16 protein-coding genes are annotated in these 19,792 nt (G+C 71.7%); 2 read left to right on the forward strand and 14 right to left on the reverse strand.

What is annotated here, in order from left to right; all coding sequences use genetic code 11:
- Positions 1-98: 98 nt before the first annotated feature.
- From ACZ63F_RS08610 to ACZ63F_RS08645, 8 genes are read right to left on the reverse strand one after another with little or no spacing between them, the layout of a single operon-like run.
- Positions 99-710: a TetR/AcrR family transcriptional regulator gene (locus ACZ63F_RS08610; protein WP_469709759.1), complete on the reverse strand. Its 612-nt coding sequence runs from the start codon at positions 708-710 to the stop codon at positions 99-101.
- A complete protein-coding gene (locus ACZ63F_RS08615) occupies positions 698-1,480 on the reverse strand; it encodes an enoyl-CoA hydratase family protein (protein ID WP_469709760.1) in 783 nt (260 codons plus the stop codon). Before ACZ63F_RS08615 ends, ACZ63F_RS08610 begins: the two co-directional genes overlap by 13 nt.
- Positions 1,477-3,072 carry a 4-coumarate--CoA ligase family protein gene (locus ACZ63F_RS08620; RefSeq protein ID WP_469709761.1) on the reverse strand — a complete coding sequence of 532 codons (1,596 nt, stop codon included), beginning with the start codon at positions 3,070-3,072 and terminating at the stop codon, positions 1,477-1,479. The genes ACZ63F_RS08615 and ACZ63F_RS08620 overlap by 4 nt, the downstream gene beginning before the upstream one ends.
- A 57-nt stretch (positions 3,073-3,129) precedes the next feature.
- Positions 3,130-4,296, reverse strand: a complete 1,167-nt coding sequence (locus ACZ63F_RS08625) for an acyl-CoA dehydrogenase family protein (RefSeq protein ID WP_469709762.1) — start codon at positions 4,294-4,296, stop codon at positions 3,130-3,132.
- Between the two features lie 55 nt (positions 4,297-4,351).
- On the reverse strand, positions 4,352-6,193 hold the full coding sequence (locus ACZ63F_RS08630) for an acetyl/propionyl/methylcrotonyl-CoA carboxylase subunit alpha (protein ID WP_469709763.1): 1,842 nt from the start codon (positions 6,191-6,193) through the stop codon (positions 4,352-4,354).
- 11 nt (positions 6,194-6,204) lie between these two features.
- Positions 6,205-7,803 carry an acyl-CoA carboxylase subunit beta gene (locus tag ACZ63F_RS08635; protein ID WP_469709764.1) on the reverse strand — a complete coding sequence of 533 codons (1,599 nt, stop codon included), beginning with the start codon at positions 7,801-7,803 and terminating at the stop codon, positions 6,205-6,207.
- Positions 7,800-9,509: an acyclic terpene utilization AtuA family protein gene (locus ACZ63F_RS08640; RefSeq protein WP_469709765.1), complete on the reverse strand. Its 1,710-nt coding sequence runs from the start codon at positions 9,507-9,509 to the stop codon at positions 7,800-7,802. The genes ACZ63F_RS08635 and ACZ63F_RS08640 overlap by 4 nt, the downstream gene beginning before the upstream one ends.
- A complete protein-coding gene (locus tag ACZ63F_RS08645; RefSeq protein ID WP_469709766.1) occupies positions 9,506-10,300 on the reverse strand; it encodes a TIGR03084 family metal-binding protein in 795 nt (264 codons plus the stop codon). The genes ACZ63F_RS08640 and ACZ63F_RS08645 overlap by 4 nt, the downstream gene beginning before the upstream one ends.
- Before the next feature lie 302 nt (positions 10,301-10,602).
- Between ACZ63F_RS08645 and ACZ63F_RS08650 the strand changes: the two genes are divergently transcribed.
- Positions 10,603-11,613: a permease gene (locus ACZ63F_RS08650; RefSeq protein ID WP_469709958.1), complete on the forward strand. Its 1,011-nt coding sequence runs from the start codon at positions 10,603-10,605 to the stop codon at positions 11,611-11,613.
- Complete coding sequence (locus tag ACZ63F_RS08655; RefSeq protein WP_469709767.1) at positions 11,610-12,467, forward strand: TIGR03943 family putative permease subunit; 858 nt, start codon at positions 11,610-11,612, stop codon at positions 12,465-12,467. Before ACZ63F_RS08650 ends, ACZ63F_RS08655 begins: the two co-directional genes overlap by 4 nt.
- On the opposite strand, the gene ACZ63F_RS08660 is transcribed toward ACZ63F_RS08655, so the two are convergent.
- From ACZ63F_RS08660 to ACZ63F_RS08685, 6 genes are all read right to left on the reverse strand, one after another.
- Positions 12,437-13,489: an EamA family transporter gene (locus ACZ63F_RS08660; protein WP_469709768.1), complete on the reverse strand. Its 1,053-nt coding sequence runs from the start codon at positions 13,487-13,489 to the stop codon at positions 12,437-12,439. The genes ACZ63F_RS08655 and ACZ63F_RS08660 overlap by 31 nt on opposite strands.
- Positions 13,490-13,701: 212 nt before the next feature.
- On the reverse strand, positions 13,702-14,553 hold the full coding sequence (locus tag ACZ63F_RS08665; protein ID WP_469709769.1) for a hypothetical protein: 852 nt from the start codon (positions 14,551-14,553) through the stop codon (positions 13,702-13,704).
- 172 nt (positions 14,554-14,725) lie between these two features.
- Complete coding sequence (locus ACZ63F_RS08670; protein ID WP_469709770.1) at positions 14,726-16,957, reverse strand: ABC transporter ATP-binding protein; 2,232 nt, start codon at positions 16,955-16,957, stop codon at positions 14,726-14,728.
- A gap of 101 nt (positions 16,958-17,058) precedes the next feature.
- Entirely contained in the window at positions 17,059-17,190 is a 132-nt protein-coding gene (locus ACZ63F_RS08675; protein WP_382721057.1) for a hypothetical protein, read from the reverse strand.
- Between the two features lie 286 nt (positions 17,191-17,476).
- On the reverse strand, positions 17,477-18,604 hold the full coding sequence (locus tag ACZ63F_RS08680; protein ID WP_469709771.1) for a lipid II:glycine glycyltransferase FemX: 1,128 nt from the start codon (positions 18,602-18,604) through the stop codon (positions 17,477-17,479).
- Positions 18,605-19,012: 408 nt separating this feature from the next.
- Positions 19,013-19,657 (reverse strand): cysteine hydrolase family protein, encoded by a 645-nt coding sequence (locus ACZ63F_RS08685; RefSeq protein WP_469709772.1) that lies wholly within the window; start codon positions 19,655-19,657, stop codon positions 19,013-19,015.
- Between the last annotated feature and the right edge of the window lie 135 nt (positions 19,658-19,792).

Below are 19,792 nucleotides of genomic sequence, written 5' to 3' on the forward strand. Positions count from 1 at the left end.
GGTGCGGGTTGGTGGGGGCTGGTCGCGCCCACGCGGCGGAGCCGCACATCAGATACAGCCCCGCGCCCCTGAGAACCGGGCGCTGCGCGCCCTGATTTTCACAGCACCTCGTCCAGCAGTGCCGCCCACTGCGTCACCACCCGCTCACGCCGGGCCCTGTCGTCGGTCAGGAGGTTGGCGAGGCCGAGGCCTCGTGCCATGTCCAGGAGGCCCTGGACCGTCTCGCGCGTGCCCGGGTGGGATTCGTCGGCGGCGAGGAGGTCGACGGCGATGCGGTGGGTCTCGCGGCCCACGCGGGCTTCCAGTTCGGTGACGCGGGGGCGGAGCTGGTCCTCGTTGGAGGCGGCGACCCAGAGGTGGAGGGCGGCGCGGAAGAGGGGGCCGGTGTAGAGGTCGACGAGGGCGGAGACGACTGCTCTGCGGTCGTCGGCCGCGCCCTGCGGGAACAGGGCCCGCAGGGCTGTGGAGCGTTCTTCGGCGACGTATTCGACGGCGGCCGTGAAGAGGTCCTCGCGGGTCGGGAAGTGGTGCTGGGCGGCGCCCCGGGAGACGCCGGCGCGTTCGGCGACGACGGCGACCGTGGAGCCGGTCCAGCCGTGTTCGGCGAGGCAGGCCACGGCGGCTTCCAGGAGCCGCTGCCGGGTGGCCCGGCTGCGGTCCTGTTTGGGGGCGCGTTCCGCCGTGCTCGCCCCCGTGTTCACACCACCCACGCTGCGTCCCGTCGTTCGAGGAAGGCCGTCATCCCCTCGCGGGCCTGGTCGGAGGAGAACAGCCGGGCCGAGAGTGCGGTGAGGGTGGCCGCGTCCCGGTCGAATGTCTCCAGCACCCTAGCTGTGAGCAGCTGTTTCGTCTCGGCCAGGGCCTGGGGGGCGGAGCGGCGGAGGCCGTCGAGGATGGGTTCGAGGGCGGTGTCGACGTCGTCGGCGGTGGTGGTGAGGAGGCCGAGGCGGACGGCCTCGGCGGGGGCGAAGCGTTCGCCGGTGAGGTAGTAGCGGGCGAGGGTGCGCGGGTCGGTGCGCGGGAGCAGGGGCAGGGAGATCACCGCGGGGGCGACGCCGATGCGTACCTCGGTGAAGGCGAAGGTGGAGCCGGTGGAGGCGGCGGCGATGTCGCAGGCGGCGAGGAGGCCGAGGCCGCCGGCGCGGACGTGGCCGGTGACGCGGGCGACGACGGGTTTGGGCAGTGCGACGATCTGCCGCAGGAGGCCGACGACGGCGTCGGGGTCGGGTGGGTCGCGCAGGTCGGCGCCGGCGCTGAAGGTGTTGCCGGTGTGGGTGAGGACGACGGCGCGGACGTCGGGGTCCTTGGCGCTGTCGGTGAGGGCCTGGGCGAGTTCGGCGACGAGGGCGGCGGACAGGGCGTTGCGGGTGGTGGTGGCGTCGAGGCTGAGGGTGGTGACGGCCCGCGCGTGTGTCCGTCCGACCGGCGTTCCGGTCGGTGCTCCGGTCGGTGCGACGGGCCGTGTTCCGGGCGATGTCATGGGCGCTCCTCGGGTTCCGCGGTCTTCGCGAGGGCGCGCAGTTCGCGGCGGAGTATCTTCCCGGAGGCCGCGCGGGGCACTCCGGCGACGAAGGTGACCTTGCGGACGCGCTTGTAGGGCGCGACGTGTTCGGCGACGTAGAGCATGGTCTCGTTCTCGGTGAGGTCGCCGGCGGTGGGCTGGCGGACGACGAAGGCGTGCGGGATCTCGTTGCCGTCCTCGTTGTAGGCGCCGACGACGGCGGCGTCGGCGATGCCCGGGTGGGTGAGCAGGAGGGCCTCCAGTTCGGCGGGGGCGACCTGGAAGCCCTTGTACTTGATGAGTTCCTTGACCCGGTCGACGACGAACAGCCAGCCGTCGGCGTCGACGTGGCCGACGTCGCCGGTGTGCAGCCAGCCGTCGGTGTCGATCATGTCGGCGGTGGCGTCGGGGCGGCCGAGGTAGCCCTTCATGACCTGGGGGCCGCGGATGAGGATCTCCCCGGGTTCGCCGGTGCCGACGTCCTTGTGCGGGTCGTCGAGGGAGACGATCCGCATCTCGGTGCCGGCGATGAGCTTGCCGACGGTGCCGGGCGGTGCCTGGTCCAGGGCGTCGAGCGGGGTGACGTGGGTGCCGGGCGAGAGTTCCGTCATGCCGTAGGCCTGGGCGACCGGCGGCAGGCCGAGGCGCTCGGAGCAGGCGGCGGCGAGGCGGGCGTCCAGGGGGGCGGCGGCGCTCATGACGTACTTCAGGGAGGACAGGTCGTAGCCGGCGACCGCGGGGTGCTTGGCGAGGGCGAGGACGATCGGCGGGGCGACGTACAGGCCGGTGATGCGGTGGTTCTGGATCGCGGCGAGGAAGGTCTCCAGGTCGAAGCGGGGCAGGACGACGACGGTGGCGCCCTTGCGCAGCGGCGCGTTCATGAGGGCGGTGAGGCCGTAGATGTGGAAGAGGGGGAGGACGGCGAGGATGCGGTCGCCGGGGCCGGCCGGGACGGCGGGTTCGAGCTGGGCGAGGTTGGTGGCGATCTGCCGGTGGGTGAGCATCACGCCCTTGGGGACGCCGGTGGTGCCGGAGGAGTACGGCAGGGCGGCGACGTCCTCGGTGGGGTCGATGTCGATCTCGGGCTCCGGGGCTTCACTGGCCAGCATGTCGATCAGTGAGCGGTGTCCGGGGGCGCTGTCGCAGACGAATATCTCCGCTATGCCGCCCGCGAGTTCGGCGGCCCGGCGGGCGGCTGCGAGGAGTGGTGAGACGGTGACGATCCAGCGGGCGGCGGAGTCCCTGAGCTGTTTGGCGAACTCCTCGGGCGTGGCGAGCGGGTGCACGGTGGTGACGGAGGCACCCGCGCGGGTGGCCGCGTAGAACGCGGTCGGGAAGGCGACCGTGTTGGGGCTGTGCAGAGCGAGGACGTCGCCCTTGCGGACGCCGGCGTCGGCGAGCGCGGCCGCGATCCGGCGGTGCAACCTGTCCAGTTGTGTGTACGTGAGGGTGGTGCCGTCGGTGCCGTCGATCAGGGCGGGCGCGTCGCCGAACTCGGCGGCGTGGCCGAGCACGGCCTCGTGGATGGGGAGTTCTACGGGTGGAACGTCGGCGTACTCACTGCGGAACACGGTTCCTCCAAGGCGGCCTCGGGCCTCGTCACGGCTCGGTTCGGCCTGCGTGCGACCTCAGTACGACTTGGGCAGGCCGAGGGTCTGGTGGGAGACGTAGTTGAGAATCATCTCCCTGCTCACCGGAGCAATACGAGCCACGCGCGCGGCCGTTATCAATGAGGCGAGCCCGAATTCCCGGGTGAGTCCGTTGCCGCCGAGGGTGTGCACGGCCTGGTCGACGGCCCTGACGCAGGCCTCGCCGGCCGCGTACTTGGCCATGTTGGCGGCCTCGCCCGCGCCGGTGTCGTCGCCCGCGTCGTACAGGTGGGCGGCCTTCTGCATCATCAGGCGGGCGAGTTCGAGGTCGATGTGGGCCTGGGCGAGGGGGTGGGCGATGGCCTGGTGGGCGCCGATGGGGGCTTTCCAGACGGTGCGGTCGCACGCGTACTCGATCGCCCTGGAGAGCGCGTAGCGGCCCATGCCGATCGCGAACGCGGCGGTCATGATCCGCTCGGGGTTGAGTCCGGCGAACAGCTGCAGCAGACCCGCGTCCTCGTCGCCGACGAGCGCGTCGGCGGGCAGCCGTACGTCGTCCAGGGTCAGCTCGAACTGCTTCTCGGCGGCGTTCAGTTCCATGTCGATGGGGCGTTTGTGGAAGCCCTCGGCGTCCGTGGGGACGATGAACAGGCAGGGCTTGAGGCGGCCGGTGCGGGCGTCCTCGGTGCGGCCGACGATGAGGACGGCGTCGGCCATGTCGACGCCGGAGATGAAGACCTTGCGGCCGGTGAGCAGCCAGTCGCCGCTCGCCGGGTCGCGGCGGGCGGTGGTGGTGATGCGGTGGGAGTTGGAGCCGGCGTCGGGTTCGGTGATGCCGAAGGCCATGAGGCGGGAGCCGTCGGAGAGTCCGGGCAGCCAGGTCCGCTTCTGTTCCTCGGTGCCGAAGCGGGCGATCACGGTGCCGCAGATCGCGGGTGAGACCACGAGCATGAGGAGCGGGGAGCCTGCCGCGCCGAGTTCCTCCAGGACGATGGAGAGTTCGGCGATGCCGCCGCCTCCGCCGCCGTGCTCCTCGGGGAGGTTGACGCCGAGGTAGCCGAGTTTTCCGGCTTCCTGCCAGAGTTCCGTGGGGTGGCGGCCCTCGGCGACGGTCCGGGTGATGTAGTCGCGGCCGTACTTCGCGCCGAGGGCGGCTACCGCTGCGCGGAGTGCCTTGTGTTCGTCGGTTTCGATCTGGGGGGGCATGGGGGCTCCTTCGGGTGCGGGTGCGTCGTGGTTTCTCGCGCAGTTCCCCGCGCCCCTAAAGGGGCGCTTTTACTACGGCCAGTAGAGAGCCGGGCTCAACCTGCTGGCCCTCGGTCACGTGGAGGGCCTCAAGCGTTCCCGACGCCGGAGCGGAGATGACGTGCTGCATCTTCATCGCCTCCAGCCACAGCAGAGGCTGGCCGGCCTCCACCGGCGCCCCCGCCTCCAGCCCCTCCGCCGTCCGTACGACCGTCCCCGGCATCGGGGCCAGCAGGGAACCCGGTGCCAACTGAGCCTTGGCATCGGGGAAGCGGGGCAGGACGGTGAGGGTCGTGTTGTTGACGTGGACCTGGTCGCCGTAGCCCGTCACCTCGTACTTGCGGTGTACGCCGTCGATGTCGAGCACGACGAGACGCGCGTCGGCGTGCACGACGCGTACGCCGTCCGCCGTGAGGCCCTCGCGGGTGTGCCGGTAGTGGGCCTCGTGCTCCTCGCCTGCCATCAGGTAGCGCTTGGCCTGGGGCTGGGAGGGCAGGTTGCGCCAGCCGCCGAAGCGGGAGCGGCCGTGGGCGTCGGCCAGGGCGGCGGCGAGGGGGGCGTGCGGGTCGGGGGTGGGTGTCGTCAGTTCGGTGAGGTGGCGGTCGTAGAAGCCGGTGTCCATGCGGGCCGTCGTGAACTCCTCGTGGCGCAACGAGCGGACGAGGAGGTCGCGGTTGGTGGTGGGGCCGTGCAGGGTGGCCTGTTCGAGGGCGTGGGCCAGTTTGCGGAGGGCCTCCGCGCGGGTCGGGGCGTGGGCGACGACTTTCGCGAGCATGGCGTCGTAGTGGACGCCGATCTCGTCGCCGTCGGTGTATCCGGTGTCCAGGCGGACGCTGTCCGGTACGGCGAGGCGGTGCAGGGTGCCGGTCTGCGGGGCCCAGTCGCGGGCGGGGTCCTCGGCGTAGAGGCGGGCCTCGATCGCGTGGCCACGCGCGGCCGGCGGGTCGAGGGGGAGGGTGTGGCCCTCGGCGACGCGGATCTGTTCGGCGACGAGGTCGAGGCCGAAGACGGCTTCGGTGACAGGGTGTTCGACCTGGAGGCGGGTGTTCATCTCCAGGAAGTGCGCCTTGCCGTCGGCGACGAGGAACTCGACGGTGCCGGCGCCGACGTAGGCGACGGCGCGGGCGGCGCGCACGGCCAGTGCGTGCAGTTCCTTCACCAGTCCTTCGGGGAGTCCGGGTGCCGGCGCTTCCTCGATGACCTTCTGGTGTCTGCGCTGGAGTGAGCAGTCGCGGGTGCCGAGCGGCCAGACCGTGCCGTGCGTGTCGGCGAGGATCTGCACCTCGACGTGGCGGCCGCGTTCGAGGTAGGGCTCGACGAAGACCTCGCCGTCGCCGAAGGCGCTGGTGGCCTCGGCGCGTGCGCCGTCCAGTGCGGTGGCCAGTTCGTCGAGGCGGCGCACGATGCGCATGCCGCGCCCGCCGCCGCCGGCCGCCGCCTTGACCAGGACCGGCAGGTCGGACTCGGTGACCTCGCCGAGGGGGGCGATGCCCATGAGTTCCTTGGCGCGGGTCTTGGACGCCATCGCCTCGATCGCCTCGGGGGGCGGCCCGATCCAGACCAGGCCGGCGTCGATGACGGCGCGCGCGAAGTCGGCGTTCTCGGAGAGGAAGCCGTATCCGGGGTGCACGGCGTCCGCGCCGGCGTTCACGGCGGCCTTCACCACCAGGTCGCCGCGCAGGTAGGTGTCGGCGGGGGCCGAGCCCGGCAGCCGTACGGCGGTGTCGGCCACGCGCGCGTGGAGCGCGTTCTCGTCGGCGTCGGAGTGCACGGCGACGGTCCTGATGCCGAGTTCGGCGCAGGTGCGGAAGATCCGGCAGGCGATCTCGCCGCGGTTGGCGACGAGCAGGGTGGACATCACGTGGTCCCTCACATCCGGAAGACGCCGAAGCCGCCGCGTGCGCCTTCGTAGGGGGCGGTGTGGATGGCGGACAGGCACAGGCCGAGGACGGTGCGGGTGTCGCGCGGGTCGATGACGCCGTCGTCGTAGAGCCGTCCGGACAGGAACTTGGGCAGCGACTCGGACTCGATCTGCTGCGCGACCATGGCGCGCAGGGCCGCGTCGCCTTCGTCGTCGTAGGGCTGGCCCTTCGCGGCGGCCGACTGGCGGGCGACGATCGAGAGGACGCCGGCGAGCTGCTGCGGGCCCATGACGGCGGACTTGGCGCTGGGCCAGGAGAACAGGAAGCGGGGGTCGTAGGCGCGTCCGCACATGCCGTAGTGCCCGGCGCCGTAGGAGGCGCCCATGAGGACGGAGAGGTGCGGGACGCGGCTGTTGCTGACCGCGTTGATCATCATGGCGCCGTGCTTGATGATGCCGCCCTGCTCGTACTCCTTGCCGACCATGTAGCCGGTGGTGTTGTGGAGGAAGAGGAGGGGGATGTCGCGCTGGTTGGCGAGCTGGATGAACTGGGCGGCCTTCTGGGACTCCTGGCTGAACAGGACGCCCTGGGCGTTGGCGAGGATGCCGACCGGGTAGCCGTGCAGGCTCGCCCAGCCGGTGGCGAGGCTGGTGCCGTACAGCGGCTTGAACTCGTCGAAGTCGGAGGCGTCGACCAGGCGGGCGATCACCTCGCGCGGGTCGAAGGGGATCTTCAGGTCACCGGGGACGATGCCCAGGAGTTCCTCGGCGGAGTACTTGGGGGGCTCCGCGGGGCCCGGATCCGGGTGTGCCTTGCGGTGGTTGAGGCGGGCGACCACGCGGCGGGCCTGGCGGAGCGCGTCGGGTTCGTCGACGGCGAAGTAGTCGGCGAGACCCGACACGCGCGCGTGCATCTCCGCGCCGCCCAGCGACTCGTCGTCGCTCTCCTCGCCGGTGGCCATCTTCACCAGGGGCGGTCCGCCGAGGAAGACCTTCGCGCGCTCCTTGACCATGATCACGTGGTCGGACATGCCGGGGACGTAGGCGCCGCCTGCGGTGGAGTTGCCGAAGACGACGGCGACGGTGGGGATGCCGGCGGCCGAGAGGCGGGTGAGGTCGCGGAAGATGGCGCCGCCCGGGATGAAGATCTCCTTCTGGGAGGGCAGGTCGGCGCCGCCGGACTCGACCAGGCTGATGCAGGGCAGCCGGTTGGCCAGCGCGATGTCGTTGGCGCGCAGGGCCTTCTTCAGCGACCAGGGGTTGCTGGCGCCGCCGCGCAGGGTGGGGTCGTTGGCGGTGATCAGGCACTCCACACCCTCGACGACCCCGATACCGGTGACCAGTGAGGCGCCGACGGCGTAGTCGCTGCCCCAGGCGGCCAGCGGGGACAGCTCCAGGAAGGGGGTGTCGGGGTCGAGGAGGAGCTCGATGCGCTCGCGCGCCAGGAGCTTGCCGCGCTTGCGGTGCCGTTCGACGTACTTCGCGCCGCCGCCCGCGAGGGCCTTGGCGTGCTCGGCCTCCAGGTCGGCGAGTTTGGCGAGCATGGCCTCGCGGTTCGCCCGGTGGTCGGGGGTGTGCGTGTCGAGGGTGGTCTCGATGACCGTCACAGCAGGGCCTCCGGGATGTCCAGGTGGCGGGAGCGGAGCCATTCGCCGAGGGCCTTGGCCTGGGGGTCGAAACGGTGCTGGGCGGCCACCCCCTCGCCGAGGATGCCCTCGACGGTGAAGTTGAGGGCACGGAGGTTGGGGAGCGGGTGCCGGGTGACCGGCAGCTCGGCGGTCTCCGGCAGGTGATGGCGGAAGGTGTCGACGGTCAGGGTGTGCGCGAGCCAGCGCCACGCCTCGTCCGAGCGCACCCAGACGCCGACGTTGGCGTTCCCGCCCTTGTCCCCGCTGCGGGCCCCGGCGACGAGCCCGAGCGGCACCCGCCGGGTGGGACCACCGGCCGCGTACGGCTCGGTCGGCGGCTCTGGCAGCGGTGGTTCGGGCGGGTCCTGGAGTACGAGGGTGTCCTGGGCCGGCGGCACCGGGATCCGTCGCCCGTCATGGAGGACGGCCACATGGGGCACCTCCCCATGGGGGACGTACACATCCTCGAAGACCCCATAGGGCGCGCCCTTTCCCGGTGGGGCCAGCACATGGAATCCGGGGTAACTGGCGAGCGCGAGTTCCACGGCGGCTCCGGTCAGCGCCCGGCCGACCGTCTCCTGGTCCCGGTCCCGTACGACGAGCCGGAGCAGCGCGCCGGCCGTCTCCTCGGTGTCCGCGTCGGGGCGGTCGGTGCGGACCAGCTCCCAGCGGATCCCGGCGGGCGGTGACTTGGCGAGCGCGAGCGCGTCGGTCATCTGCTCGCGCACCAGCGCGGCCTTCGCCTCGATGTCGAGTCCGGTGAGCACGAAGACGACCTCGTTGCGGAAGCCGCCGAGCCGGTTGCGGCCGACCTTGAGGGTGGGCGGCGGGGCCTCGCCCCGGACACCCTCGATCCGCACCCGGTCCGGGCCGTCCTGGCTCAGCCGGACGCTGTCCAGCCGGGCGGTGACGTCGGGGCCCGCGTACCGGGCTCCCCCGGTCTCGTACAGCAACTGGGCGGTGACCGTGCCGACGTCGACGAGGCCGCCGGTGCCGGGGTGCTTGGTGATGACGCAGCTGCCGTCCTCGTGGAGTTCGGCGAGCGGGAAGCCGGGGCGGCGCAGGTCCCGGCCCGCGGCCGCCGCCTCGGCGAAGAACGCGTAGTTGCCGCCGGTGGCCTGGGTTCCGCACTCCAGGACGTGCCCGGCGACGACGGCGCCCGCGAGCCGGTCGTACTCCCCCGGCTGCCAGCCGAAGTGCGCGGCGGCGGGGCCGGTGACCAGGGCCGCGTCGGTGACCCGGCCGGTGACCACGATGTCGGCGCCGGCCCGCAGGCACTCGGCGATCCCGAAGCCGCCGAGGTAGGCGTGGGCGGCGAGGCTGCCGGGGTGGGCGGCGGTGAGGTCGTCGCCCTCCACATGTGCGACGCGCACCCGTATGCCGAGCCGGTCGGCCAGCCGCCGTACGGCGTCGGCGAGTCCGGCCGGGTTGAGGCCGCCGGCGTTGGTGACGATCCGCACGCCCCGCTCGTGGGCGAGGCCCAGGCAGTCCTCCAGCTGGCTCAGGAAGGTGCGGGCGTATCCGGCGCCGGGGTCCTTGAGACGGTCGCGGCCCAGGATGAGCATGGTCAGCTCGGCGAGGTAGTCGCCGGTGAGGACGTCGAGTTCGCCGCCGGTGAGCATCTCACGCAGCGCGTCGAAGCGGTCGCCGTAGAAGCCGGAGGCGTTGCCTATCCGCAGGGTCACGGGGTGCCGCCCTTCGGGGCGCGGCCGGTGCCGGGCGGGCCCGCGAAGGCCTGGGCGAGGTCCAGCCAGCGGTCGGCGTCCGGCCCGGCGGCTTCGAGGGCGAGGTCGGCGCGGTGGGCGCGCTGGGTGACCAGGAGACAGAAGTCGAGGGCGGGGCCGGTCACGCGGTCGCCTGCGTCCTCGGGGCCGTACGTCCACAGCTCGCCGGAGGGGGCGGTCAGTTCGACGCGGAACTCCTCGAAGGGCACGGGCTGTCCGTGCACCCCGAAGGCGAAGTCCCGGGTGCGGACACCGAGCCGGGCGATGTGCCGGAGCCGGTCGGTGGGGGTGCGGGTCACGCCCAGCGCGTCGGCGATGTCGAGGCCGTGCGCCCAGGTCTCCATGAGCCGGGCGGTGGCCATGGAGGCGACCGACATAGGGGGGCCGTACCAGGGGAAACGCGCCCGTGCGGGCGCCGCGCGCAGCGCCTGGTCCAGGGCCTCGCGTCCGGCCCGCCAGTCCGCAAGCAACCGGGCGGGGGGCTTGGCGGCGCCCTCCTCCGCCCCGTTGTCCACGAAGTCCCCGGGCTGGGCCAGCGCCTTCTCGACCTCGCGGGAGAAGGCGTCCTGGTCGGTCACGGCCAGCAGCGAGGAGTGGTCGGTCCAGGCGAGGTGCGCGATCTGGTGGGCGACGGTCCAGCGGGGTGCGGGGGTGGCGAGAGCCCACTGCTCGGCTCCCAACCCGGCTACCAGCCGGTCGAGTTCCGCACCTTCCTCACGCAGGTCGTCGATGACGGGCGTCGGATCGGACATGGGGGGAGCATGGCAGCGCCCCCGGAAACAATCAAGCACGCTTGCATGAATTTGGCACAGTCACGGCCACGGCCGGGAGCACGGAAGCGCCGCCCCGGGCGGCGCCCTTGGCGACATCGGGAGTCACCCTGGGGCAATACTTGGCCCAACCCGTCACGGCAGGGGGACCGGCATGCCCTATGTTCGATGCGAACATCCGGCGATGGAGTGATGTGTGAGGCGTGCGGGGCGTGCGGAGGACAGATGAACTCGCCGTAGCGGCGGAGACGACCGTCGCCTTGGCGCTTCCGGCGAGCGGTCACCTGGTGGACGCGGGGAACGCGGACGCGGGGACCGAGGCCGATCCGCCCCCGCGCGAACCGCCCCGCTTCTGGCCGCTCCTCCTCGTCGCCGCCGCCGTCCTGCCCGGTACCGCCCTCTTCCTCGTGGGCCAGGGCGTCAGCAAGGCCGCGCTGCAGGCCTGGCAGACGGTGTGCCTCGCGGTGATCGTGCAGGCGACACCGTTTCTGCTGCTCGGTACCGCGCTCTCGGGGGCGATCAACGCGTTCGTGCCGGAGCGGGTGTTCACGCGGCTGCTGCCCAAGCGGCCCGCGCTGGCCGTGCCGGTCGCCGGGGTCGCCGGGGTCGTGCTGCCGGGGTGCGAGTGCGCGTCGGTGCCGGTGGCGAGCAGCCTGATCGGGCGCGGGGTCACCCCGGCCGCCGCGTTCGCGTTCCTGCTCTCCGCGCCCGCCATCAACCCGGTGGTGCTGACCGCCACCGCCATCGCCTTCCCCGGCACCCCCCTCATGGTGCTGGCCCGGCTGGTCGCCTCGCTGGTCACCGCGGCCGTGATGGGGTGGCTGTGGCTCTGGCTGGGGCGGGAGGAGTGGCTGCGGCCCGCCGTACGGCACACCGGGCACCAACCGGGGCACAGCCGCTGGACGGAGTTCCGGCGCGGCTTCCAGCACGACTTCCTCCAGGCCGGCGGTTTCCTGGTGGTCGGCGCCATGGCCGCGGCCACCTTCAACGTGGCCGTACCGCGCTCGGTCCTCGACACCTTCGCCGGTTCGCCCTGGCTGTCGGTGCTGTTCCTGGCCGCGCTGGCGGTCATCCTCGCGGTGTGCTCGGAGGCGGACGCGTTCGTGGCGTCGTCGCTCACCGGTTTCTCGCCCACCGCGCGGCTGGCGTTCATGGTGGTGGGGCCCATGGTCGACCTCAAGCTGATCGCGTTGCAGGCGGGCACGTTCGGGCGGGCCTTCGCGGCCCGCTTCTCGGCCGCCACGACGGTGGTCGCGGTCCTGTGCAGTGTGCTGGTCGGAGGGGTGCTGCTGTGAGACGTCCGCTTCAGGTGACCCTGCTGGTCCTCAGCGGCCTCGGCCTGCTGCACGCCTCCCTCTTCACCGACCTGTGCCTGCGCTACGTCAAGCCCGGGATGCGGCCGCTGCTGATCGCGTCGGGGTTCGTGCTGCTGGCACTGGGCGTCGTGGAGGCGGCGGCACGGAAGGGGCGGGGCGAGCGGAAGGGGCACGGCAGGCATGGCGCCCATGCACATGGAGCCGACGCACATGGCCCCCACGCACATGGCCCCCACGGACATGGCCCCCACGGACATGGAGCCACCGCACAGGGGACCGGACCCCACAACGAGCCCGAACAGCACCATGGTCACGACCACTCGACGGTCCCCCGGATCGCCTGGCTGCTCCTGCTCCCGGCGCTGAGTCTGCTCTTCTACGCCCCGCCGGCGCTCGGCGCGTACACCGCGTCCCGGCAGCCCGCCAAAGTCGTCGCGGAGCAGGACGACTTCGACCCGCTGCCGAAGACCTCGCCGCTGCCCATCACCCTCACGGACTTCACCACCCGGGTGCAGCAGGACCGCTCGCTGGCCATCAAGGCGCGGACCGTGGAGATGAGCGGGCTGGTCACGCCCGTCCCCGGGGGCGGGTCCTGGGACCTGACCCGGATCATCATCTCCTGCTGCGCGGCCGACGCGCAGTCCGTGAAGGTGCGGATCTACAGCGACAGCATCCCGGCGGCCAACACCTGGGTGTCCGTCACCGGGAACTGGCATCCCGGTGGGAAGCTGGGCACGAAGTCCGCGCCGGTCGCGCTGGACGCCCAGACCGTGAAGAAGATCCAGCGGCCGTCGAACGGCTATCAGGACGCGCTGCCGTTCCCCTCCGGCTGAGTCGGGGCCGCCGGCTCCGGCCGGACCCCGCCCGCCGAGTCCGGTTGCGCGGCGACCGCCGAGCCCGGCTGTGCGGCGACCGCCTGCCGCCGGCCGCGCCCCACCTGGGAGCGGACCGCGCCGATGCTCGCCGCGATGACGAGCGCGACGGCGGCCGCCTGGGTCGCCGACAGGGCCTGGCCGAGGACGAGGAAGCCGGCGAGGGCGGCGATGGCCGGTTCCAGGCTCATCAGGACGGCGAAGGTGTGGGCGGGCAGGCGCCGCAGCGCGAGGAGTTCGAGGGTGTAGGGCAGGACCGAGGAGAGGACCGCGACCGACGAGCCCAGGGCGACGGTGGTCGGGTCCAGGAGCCTGCCGCCGGCGCCGACGATGCCGAGCGGGAGGAAGAGCAGGGCCGCGACCGCCATGGCCAGGGCGAGCCCGTCGGCCTGCGGGAAGCGGCGGCCGGTGCGGGCGCTGAAGATGATGTAGGTGGCCCACATGGCTCCGGCGGCCAGGGCCAGGCCGACACCCACGGGGTCGAGGCCGCTGAAGTCTCCGCCGCCGAGCAGGAAGACACCGCCCAGCGCCAGTCCCGCCCACAGCACGCTGATCGCGCGCCGGGAGGCCAGCACCGACAGGGCGAGCGGACCGAGGACTTCGAGGGTGACGGCGAGGCCCAGGGGGATGCGGTCGACCGCCTCGTAGAAGAGGCCGTTCATCGCGCCCATGGTGATGCCGAAGACGATCACCGTGCCCCAGTCGGTGCGGGAGTGGCCGCGCAGCCGTGGCCGGCAGACGACGAGCAGGATCACGGCGGCCGCGAGCAGCCGCAGGGTCACCACGCCGAGCGCGCCCGCCCGGGGCATCAGGGTCACCGCGAGGGCGCCGCCGAACTGCACGGAGATCCCGCCGGCCAGGACCAGCCCGACGGGCCCGAGCGCGCCGAGCCGGCCCGGGAGGCCGGAGGCGGCGGGGGCGGGGGCGGACACCGGGGCGGCCGTGGACGTCGGCGTCGGCTGCGAGGTGCTGGGGGTGGTCACGGGCGGTCCTGGAGATTCGCTGTTCATTACGATGGACTTCTCAGTCCAGGGTAATGGACTTCGACAGGCGCGTGAACCCCTTATGGAACTGTCCTGGATCGTGAGATGCGGCGCCGCCGAGCCGGTACGCGGTCGGCCTCGCCCCCTTGGTGTGGGGCGAGGCCGACCGTAGTGAAACGAATCTTCAGAGATCCTCGGCTGGTGGCCGGACGTTACTTCACGTCGACGTAGTCGCCGGTGGCCGTCGAGGCGCCGGTGGTGGCGTTGGTGGCGAAGGAGTAGCGGTAGTAGCCGTCGACGGTGGCCTTGGTGGTGGTCTTGAGGGCGCCGCCGGAGCCGGCGGTGATGGTCTTGAGGGTGGTGTACGTGGTGCTGCCCTTCTTGCGGAACTGCAGCTGCACCTTCTGCGACGCGTAGCCGGTGTACTTGCCGGTGTTCCAGTCGGCGCGCGTCAGCCTGCCCGTGACGGTGATGGTCTTGTCCTTCTTCACCGGCTCCGGGGTGGCGTTGACGGTCAGCTTGGACGCCTTCTTGATCTTGGCGGTGGCGACGTTGTCGTCGATGCTGACGTTCGTGGAGAGATCGAAGCCGCCGAGGAACAGCTTCCAGGTGCCGGCGGCACCGTTGTTCTTCAGGTCGGTGGACGCGTCGAGGTTGAAGACGGCCTTGCAGCTGTAGACGCCGGTCTGGGTGGTCGACTCGACGCAGTTGGGGTTGTCGTCGGTGTCCAGTTCGCCGGTGATGCCGTCCGCGCTGGAGCTGTCGGTGCCCTGCCAGAGGGCGGCCACCGTCAGCGCGACGCCGTTGTCGCTGGTGGCGGTGTAGGTGGCGGTGACGGACTTCTTGGTCGTGGTGCCGAGGACGATGTCCTTCCCGCCGTTCACCACACCCTTCGAGAACTTGATGTTCCCGGTCGCGTCCTTCGGATGGACGGCCTTGGCGGAGAAGGAGGCGAGCCCATCGTGCAGGCCGAAACGTTCCGCCGCCTGAGCGGCCACCGGAACGGCGAGTGCGGACAGGACGACCGCCCCGGAGAGAACGGTGGCCGCGACGCGTATGCGCATGTGAATCCCCCTGGGATCGCGAGGGGCCCGGCGAGTCGCCCCCGGCCGAGCCCATTGGCGTACGCAGCCTACGAACCAAGTGGAGGAATCTTGAAGATCCCTTGTGCAATAGGTGTGTAACAACACCTATGTGACGGAGACTCACCAGTGTTGCCCGCCATCCCCGTTGGACTCAGCCGCCGGCCCAGGGCTCCTCGTCACGGAACAGAGGCCGGCCGTCGGGGAGCGCAGTGGGCACGTTCGCCCCGTAGTCGGCCTGCACAGGGACCGACTCCATATGCGCGGACTCCATATGCGCGGACTGCATGTGCGCTGACTCCATGGAGGCTTCGTACACGGGCTGGGGCCACAGCCCCGCGGCCGCGTACGCGTCGTAGTCGTACATGTTCCCGTACGGCTGCTGGTAGGCGTACCCACCGTCTCCGCCGCCCTGCACCGCCGCATAGGAGGCCTGGGGTACTCCGGCCCCCACGGCGTTCGCCGCCGGTGCCGTGCCGCCCTGCTCCACGAACAGCGGGAGCCGGAGTTCGCCGGTGTCCATCACCGCGTTGTTCTGGGAGCGGTGGAGGCGGGCGTAGGCGCCGCCGCGGGCGAGGAGTTCGTCGTGGCGGCCGGTCTCGACGATGCGGCCGCGGTCGACGACGAGGATGCGGTCGGCGTCGGGGGCGAGGTTGAGGTCGTGGGTGATCATGATGGTCGTCCGGCCTGCCATCAGGCGGCGCAGCGGCTTGACGACCCGGCGGGCGGCCATCGCGTCCAGGCCGGTGGTCGGTTCGTCGAGGACGAGGACGGGGGCGTCGCGCAGGATCGCGCGGGCGATGGCCAGGCGCTGGAGCTGACCGCCGGACAGCCGGGCGGAGTTGGGGTCGACCCTGGTGTCGTAGCCGTCGGGGAGCCGGACGATGAAGTCGTGGGCGTCGGCCGCCCTGGCCGCGTCCTCGATGGCCTGGTCGCTGGCGCCGGGGCGGCCGCACGCGATGTTGGCACGGACGGTGTCGTGCAGGACGAGGGTCTCCTGGGGGAGCAGGGTGACGTACTCGCGCAGCCGGGCCAGCGGGAAGTCGCGGATCGGGACGCCGTCGAGAAGGACTTCGCCGCTGTCCGGGTCGTAGAAGCGGAGCAGCATCTTGGAGACGGTGGACTTGCCGGCGCCGCTCGGGCCGGTGATGATCACGAGTTCACCGGGGCTGACGGCGAAGGAGAGGCCCTCCAGGGCGGTCCGGTCGGCGCCGGGGTAGCGGAAGCCGACGTCGCGGACCTCGACGGCGCCGTCCGGGCGGCCGGCGTCGGTGCCGGAGCCGCGGCGGGGGTCGGTGACCGAAGGCCGCACGTCCAGGATCTCGATCAGCCGTTCCGCGCCCGCCGTGGCGGCGGTGACGGTGAGGCCGAGCTGGGCGAGGCCCCGCACGGGCGGGTAGAGGTAGCCGAGGAAGGCGGAGAAGGCGAGGAGCTGGCCGAGGGTCATGCGGCCGGTGGAGATCTCCCAGGCGCCGATGCCGATGACGGCGAGGACGCAGATCGTCTCGATGACCTGGACGAGCTGCTCGTAGGCCTCGTTGAGCCGGGTGGAGCGCACGGAGGCGCGGAACCAGGCGCTCGCCTCCTCGTTCAGCCGGCGGCGTTCGGCGTCGCGGCGGTCGTACGCCTGCGTCAGCACGATGTTGCCGAGGGACTCCTCGACGACGGAGGTGATCGCGCCGTCGGCGACCCGGCCCTCCCGCGAGACGTCCTTGATGGAGCCGGAGAAGCGGCGGGCGGCGAGCCAGAACAGGGGCGCGAGGACGAAGGTGGCGGCGGCCAGGTCCCAGCGCAGCCAGAACGCGGCGGCCGCGTAGAAGACGGCGCTGAACAGGGCCGACGCCGCGCCGACGAGCCCGGACACGACCATGGTCTCGATGGCCTCGACGTCGCTGGTCAGTCGGGAGAGCAGGTCACCCTGGCGATGGCGCTGGAAGAAGTGCGGAGGCAGCTGCTGGACGTGGTCGAAGACGTGTTCGCGCAGCCGCATGACGAAGCGTTCGGTGACCCAGGCGGCCAGCGAGTTCCCGGCGTACGCGACGATCGCGCCGACGATCGCGAGGGCCAGCCATGTGCCCGCCGGGCTCCAGAAGGCGCTCAGCGAGCCCTTCTGCAGGGCATGGTCGGTGAGGTCGCTGAAGAGCAGGATGGCCTCGGTCTCGGCGAGCGCGGCGATCACCGTGCACACCCAGACGATCACCAGCCAGCCGCGCAGGCCCCTGGTCAGCGGCCAGAAACGGCGGAAGGCGACGCGGGCCGGGATGGTGGGCGTGTACTCGTCCTCGTTCTCATCCTTGCCCTCGTCGTGCTCCTCGTCGTCGACCTCGTATTCCGAGCCGGCGACTTCGTCCTCGAATTCCGCTTCTTCGCTCTCCTTCGCGCGCATTTCGCACCACCTCCGCCCTCCGACGCCAGAACCAACGAATTACCGATATTCGCGAGCGAAAAAGGACCGACGGCGAACCGTCGGTCCTTTTTACGGTCGGCTCAGTTGTCCTGGCCGCCGGGGATCGGCTTCGGAGCCGGCTTCGGAGCCTTCTTCTTGGGCTTCGGCGGCGGGGGCGGGGGCAGCTGCTTCTTGGGCTTGGGGGGCAGCGGGGCGAGCTTCCTGAGGCTCATTCCGACTCCTTGAGAGTTCGAAGTGCAAGTGGTGCGGGATGGTACGAGAATTCTCTTGGGGCAACGTCCGGGGATTTCGGATCGTCATCCTCGGCAATCCCCGCCGCCCGACACCGAGAAACTTACACGGCCCAGCTCCCAAGCAACGGCAAAGTCGGCTTCCGAACGGCAAACAGGCGCTGTGAATACCTGGGTAACAGCTGTATAACGACCCCGAACCTGAGAGTTCTCTTATGAACCTGAGAGCCAGCTTATGAACCCGGGCCGGGCGAACCCAGGACAGGCCTCAGCGGCGGGCCATGTACAGGTCGAACGCCTTGTGGAGCAGCTTGTTGAGCGGGAAGTCCCACTCCCCGGCGTACTCGACGGCCTCACCACCGGTGCCCACCTTGAAGCGGAGCAGCCCCAGCAGGTGGTTGGACTCCTCCAGGGTGTCGGTGATGCCCCGGAAGTCGTAGACGGCGGCGCCGAGTTCGTGGGCGTCGCACATCATCCGCCACTGCATGGCGTTGTTGGGCTGGACCTCGCGCCGGCGGCTGGTGGAGGCGCCGTAGGAGTACCAGACGTGGTCGCCGACGGTGAGCATGGTGGCCGCGGCGAGGACGTCGCCGTCGTGGTGGGCGAGGTAGAGGCGCATGCGGTCGGGGTGTTCGGCGGTGAGCGCGGTCCACATGCGCTGGAAGTAGGAGAGGGGGCGCGCGATGAAGCGGTCGCGCTCGGCGGTCTCCGTGTACAGGCCGTAGAAGGCGGGGAGGTCCTCGTACCCGCCCCGGACCACCTTGACCCCGGCCTTCTCCGCCTTCTTCACGTTGCGCCGCCACTGCTGGTTGAGCCCGCGCTGGATGTCCTCCAACGACCGCCCCGCGAACGGCACCTGGAACACGTACCGGGGCTGCCCGGCCGCGAACCCCTCCTCGCCGCCCGCCTCGGCCTGCCGCCACCCCGTCCGGCGCAGCCGCTCGGCGAGGCCGGCGCCGAGGGCGTCGTACGACGTCGGCTCGGTGTCCCCCAGCCGCCGGGCGGCCGGATCGGCGATGGCCTCCTTCACCGCCTCCGCGCTCCACCGCCGTACGGCGACCGGCGGCCCCATCTTCACCGCGAACGCCCCGCGCCCCTTCAGGTACGCCAGCAGCGGGTCGAGCCACCGCTCCAGCTCCGGGTCGTGCCAGTCGATGGCGGGCCCCTCCGGCAGGTACGCCAGATACCGCTTCACCCTGGGCACCGCCCGCAGCAGCACCAGCCCGGCCCCGACGATCCGTCCCTCCCCGTCGAACCATCCCAGGCTCTCGGCCGCCCAGTCGGGCTTGACGTCCCCCCAGGACGGCAGCTGCATATGGCTGACGGAGGGGCGGGACCCGGCGAAGGCGAGGTGCTCGGCACGGGAGATGGGCTGGAGGCGGAGGGCTGCGGTCATGGGCGGTGCTCCTCGGCAGGTCGGCGACGGCTCACTGGGCGACGCCCACCGGCCGGGCGGCGGACGGGATGCGGACGGGACCGGTGGCGTCGGCTTCCAGGACAACAGACGCACGCCTGCCGGGAATCGTTTCGGCGCGCAGGTGGGCCAAGGAGTGTCGGCGCGCAGGTGGGCCAAGGAGTGTCGGCGCGCAGGTGGGCCAGGGCGTGTCGGCGGAGTGCGGGGACGGCGCGCACCTGGTGCGGGCACCCGGCGCCCGACGCGGCCCGCGTTCGCCCGTCGGCGTGGGCCGACGTCCTCGGGCAGCACGGCCACGGCGCACCCGCCGCCGATGCGCCCCGGCCATCCGGGGCGTCCGGCGCGTCCGGCACATTTGGGGTGTCCGGCGCCTCCGGGGTGTCCGGGCCGTCATCCCAGCTGTGCGAGCAGTTCCTCGGTCGTGAGGATCGCGTGGGCGAAGGTCGGGCCGTTGAGGGCGTGGGCGGCGTGCATGCCCTCCTGGGCGAAGGCGGCGGTGGCGTCCTTGACCAGGGTGACGTGGTACCCGAGCTCCATGCCGAAGCGGCCTGTCGCCTCGACGCAGGTGTTGGCGATCAGGCCGATCAGGACGATGCGGCGGATGCCGTGCTGCTTGAGCTGCAGATCGAGGTCTGTGTTGGCGAAGCCGCTCGATCCCCAGTGCTCGTGGGCGACGACGTCTCCGGGCTGGGGCTGGAAGTCGTCGCTGAACGTCCCGCCCCACGTGTCCTTGGCGAAGACCTCCTTCTCGGCCGCTACGAGCTGGTAGGGGGTGGGGAAGTCGAAGGAGACGTAGTCGCCGGGCTCCCAGCGGTGGTGCGGCACGAAGACGATCTTCAGGCCGCGGGCGCGCGCGGCCGCCACCACTTCCCGCAGGTGGTCGAGGAGGTGCACTTCCTCGGCGACGGCCTTCACGCGGGGCCAGACCTTGCCGCCCTCGCTGAGGAAGTCGTTGTAGGGGTCGACCAGCAGAATGGCGGTGGTCGAGGCGTCGTAGCCCATGGCGGTCTCCTGTTCGGTCTGTTCCCAGGTCACGAACCCCCAGGTCACGGGGGGCTTGGCCCGCGCACGATCTCCGCGCTGCCGGGGACTCACCCGCAATGAGGATGACGCTCATCATCCTCAGAGTCAAACGTGGACAGATCACTCCCCTCCATGCTGCAAGCGGGC

The organism is Streptomyces sp. NPDC104761, assembly GCF_055583445.1.

Coding starts and splice junctions, on each gene's coding strand:
- ACZ63F_RS08615 (WP_469709760.1), bottom strand. CDS start 1,480: ATGACATCGCCCGGAACACGGCCCGTCGCACCGACCGGAGCACCGACC.
- ACZ63F_RS08625 (WP_469709762.1), bottom strand. CDS start 4,296: ATGCCCCCCCAGATCGAAACCGACGAACACAAGGCACTCCGCGCAGCG.
- ACZ63F_RS08630 (WP_469709763.1), bottom strand. CDS start 6,193: ATGTCCACCCTGCTCGTCGCCAACCGCGGCGAGATCGCCTGCCGGATC.
- ACZ63F_RS08645 (WP_469709766.1), bottom strand. CDS start 10,300: ATGTCCGATCCGACGCCCGTCATCGACGACCTGCGTGAGGAAGGTGCG.
- ACZ63F_RS08665 (WP_469709769.1), bottom strand. CDS start 14,553: ATGCGCATACGCGTCGCGGCCACCGTTCTCTCCGGGGCGGTCGTCCTG.
- ACZ63F_RS08670 (WP_469709770.1), bottom strand. CDS start 16,957: ATGCGCGCGAAGGAGAGCGAAGAAGCGGAATTCGAGGACGAAGTCGCC.
- ACZ63F_RS08675 (WP_382721057.1), bottom strand. CDS start 17,190: ATGAGCCTCAGGAAGCTCGCCCCGCTGCCCCCCAAGCCCAAGAAGCAG.
- ACZ63F_RS08680 (WP_469709771.1), bottom strand. CDS start 18,604: ATGACCGCAGCCCTCCGCCTCCAGCCCATCTCCCGTGCCGAGCACCTC.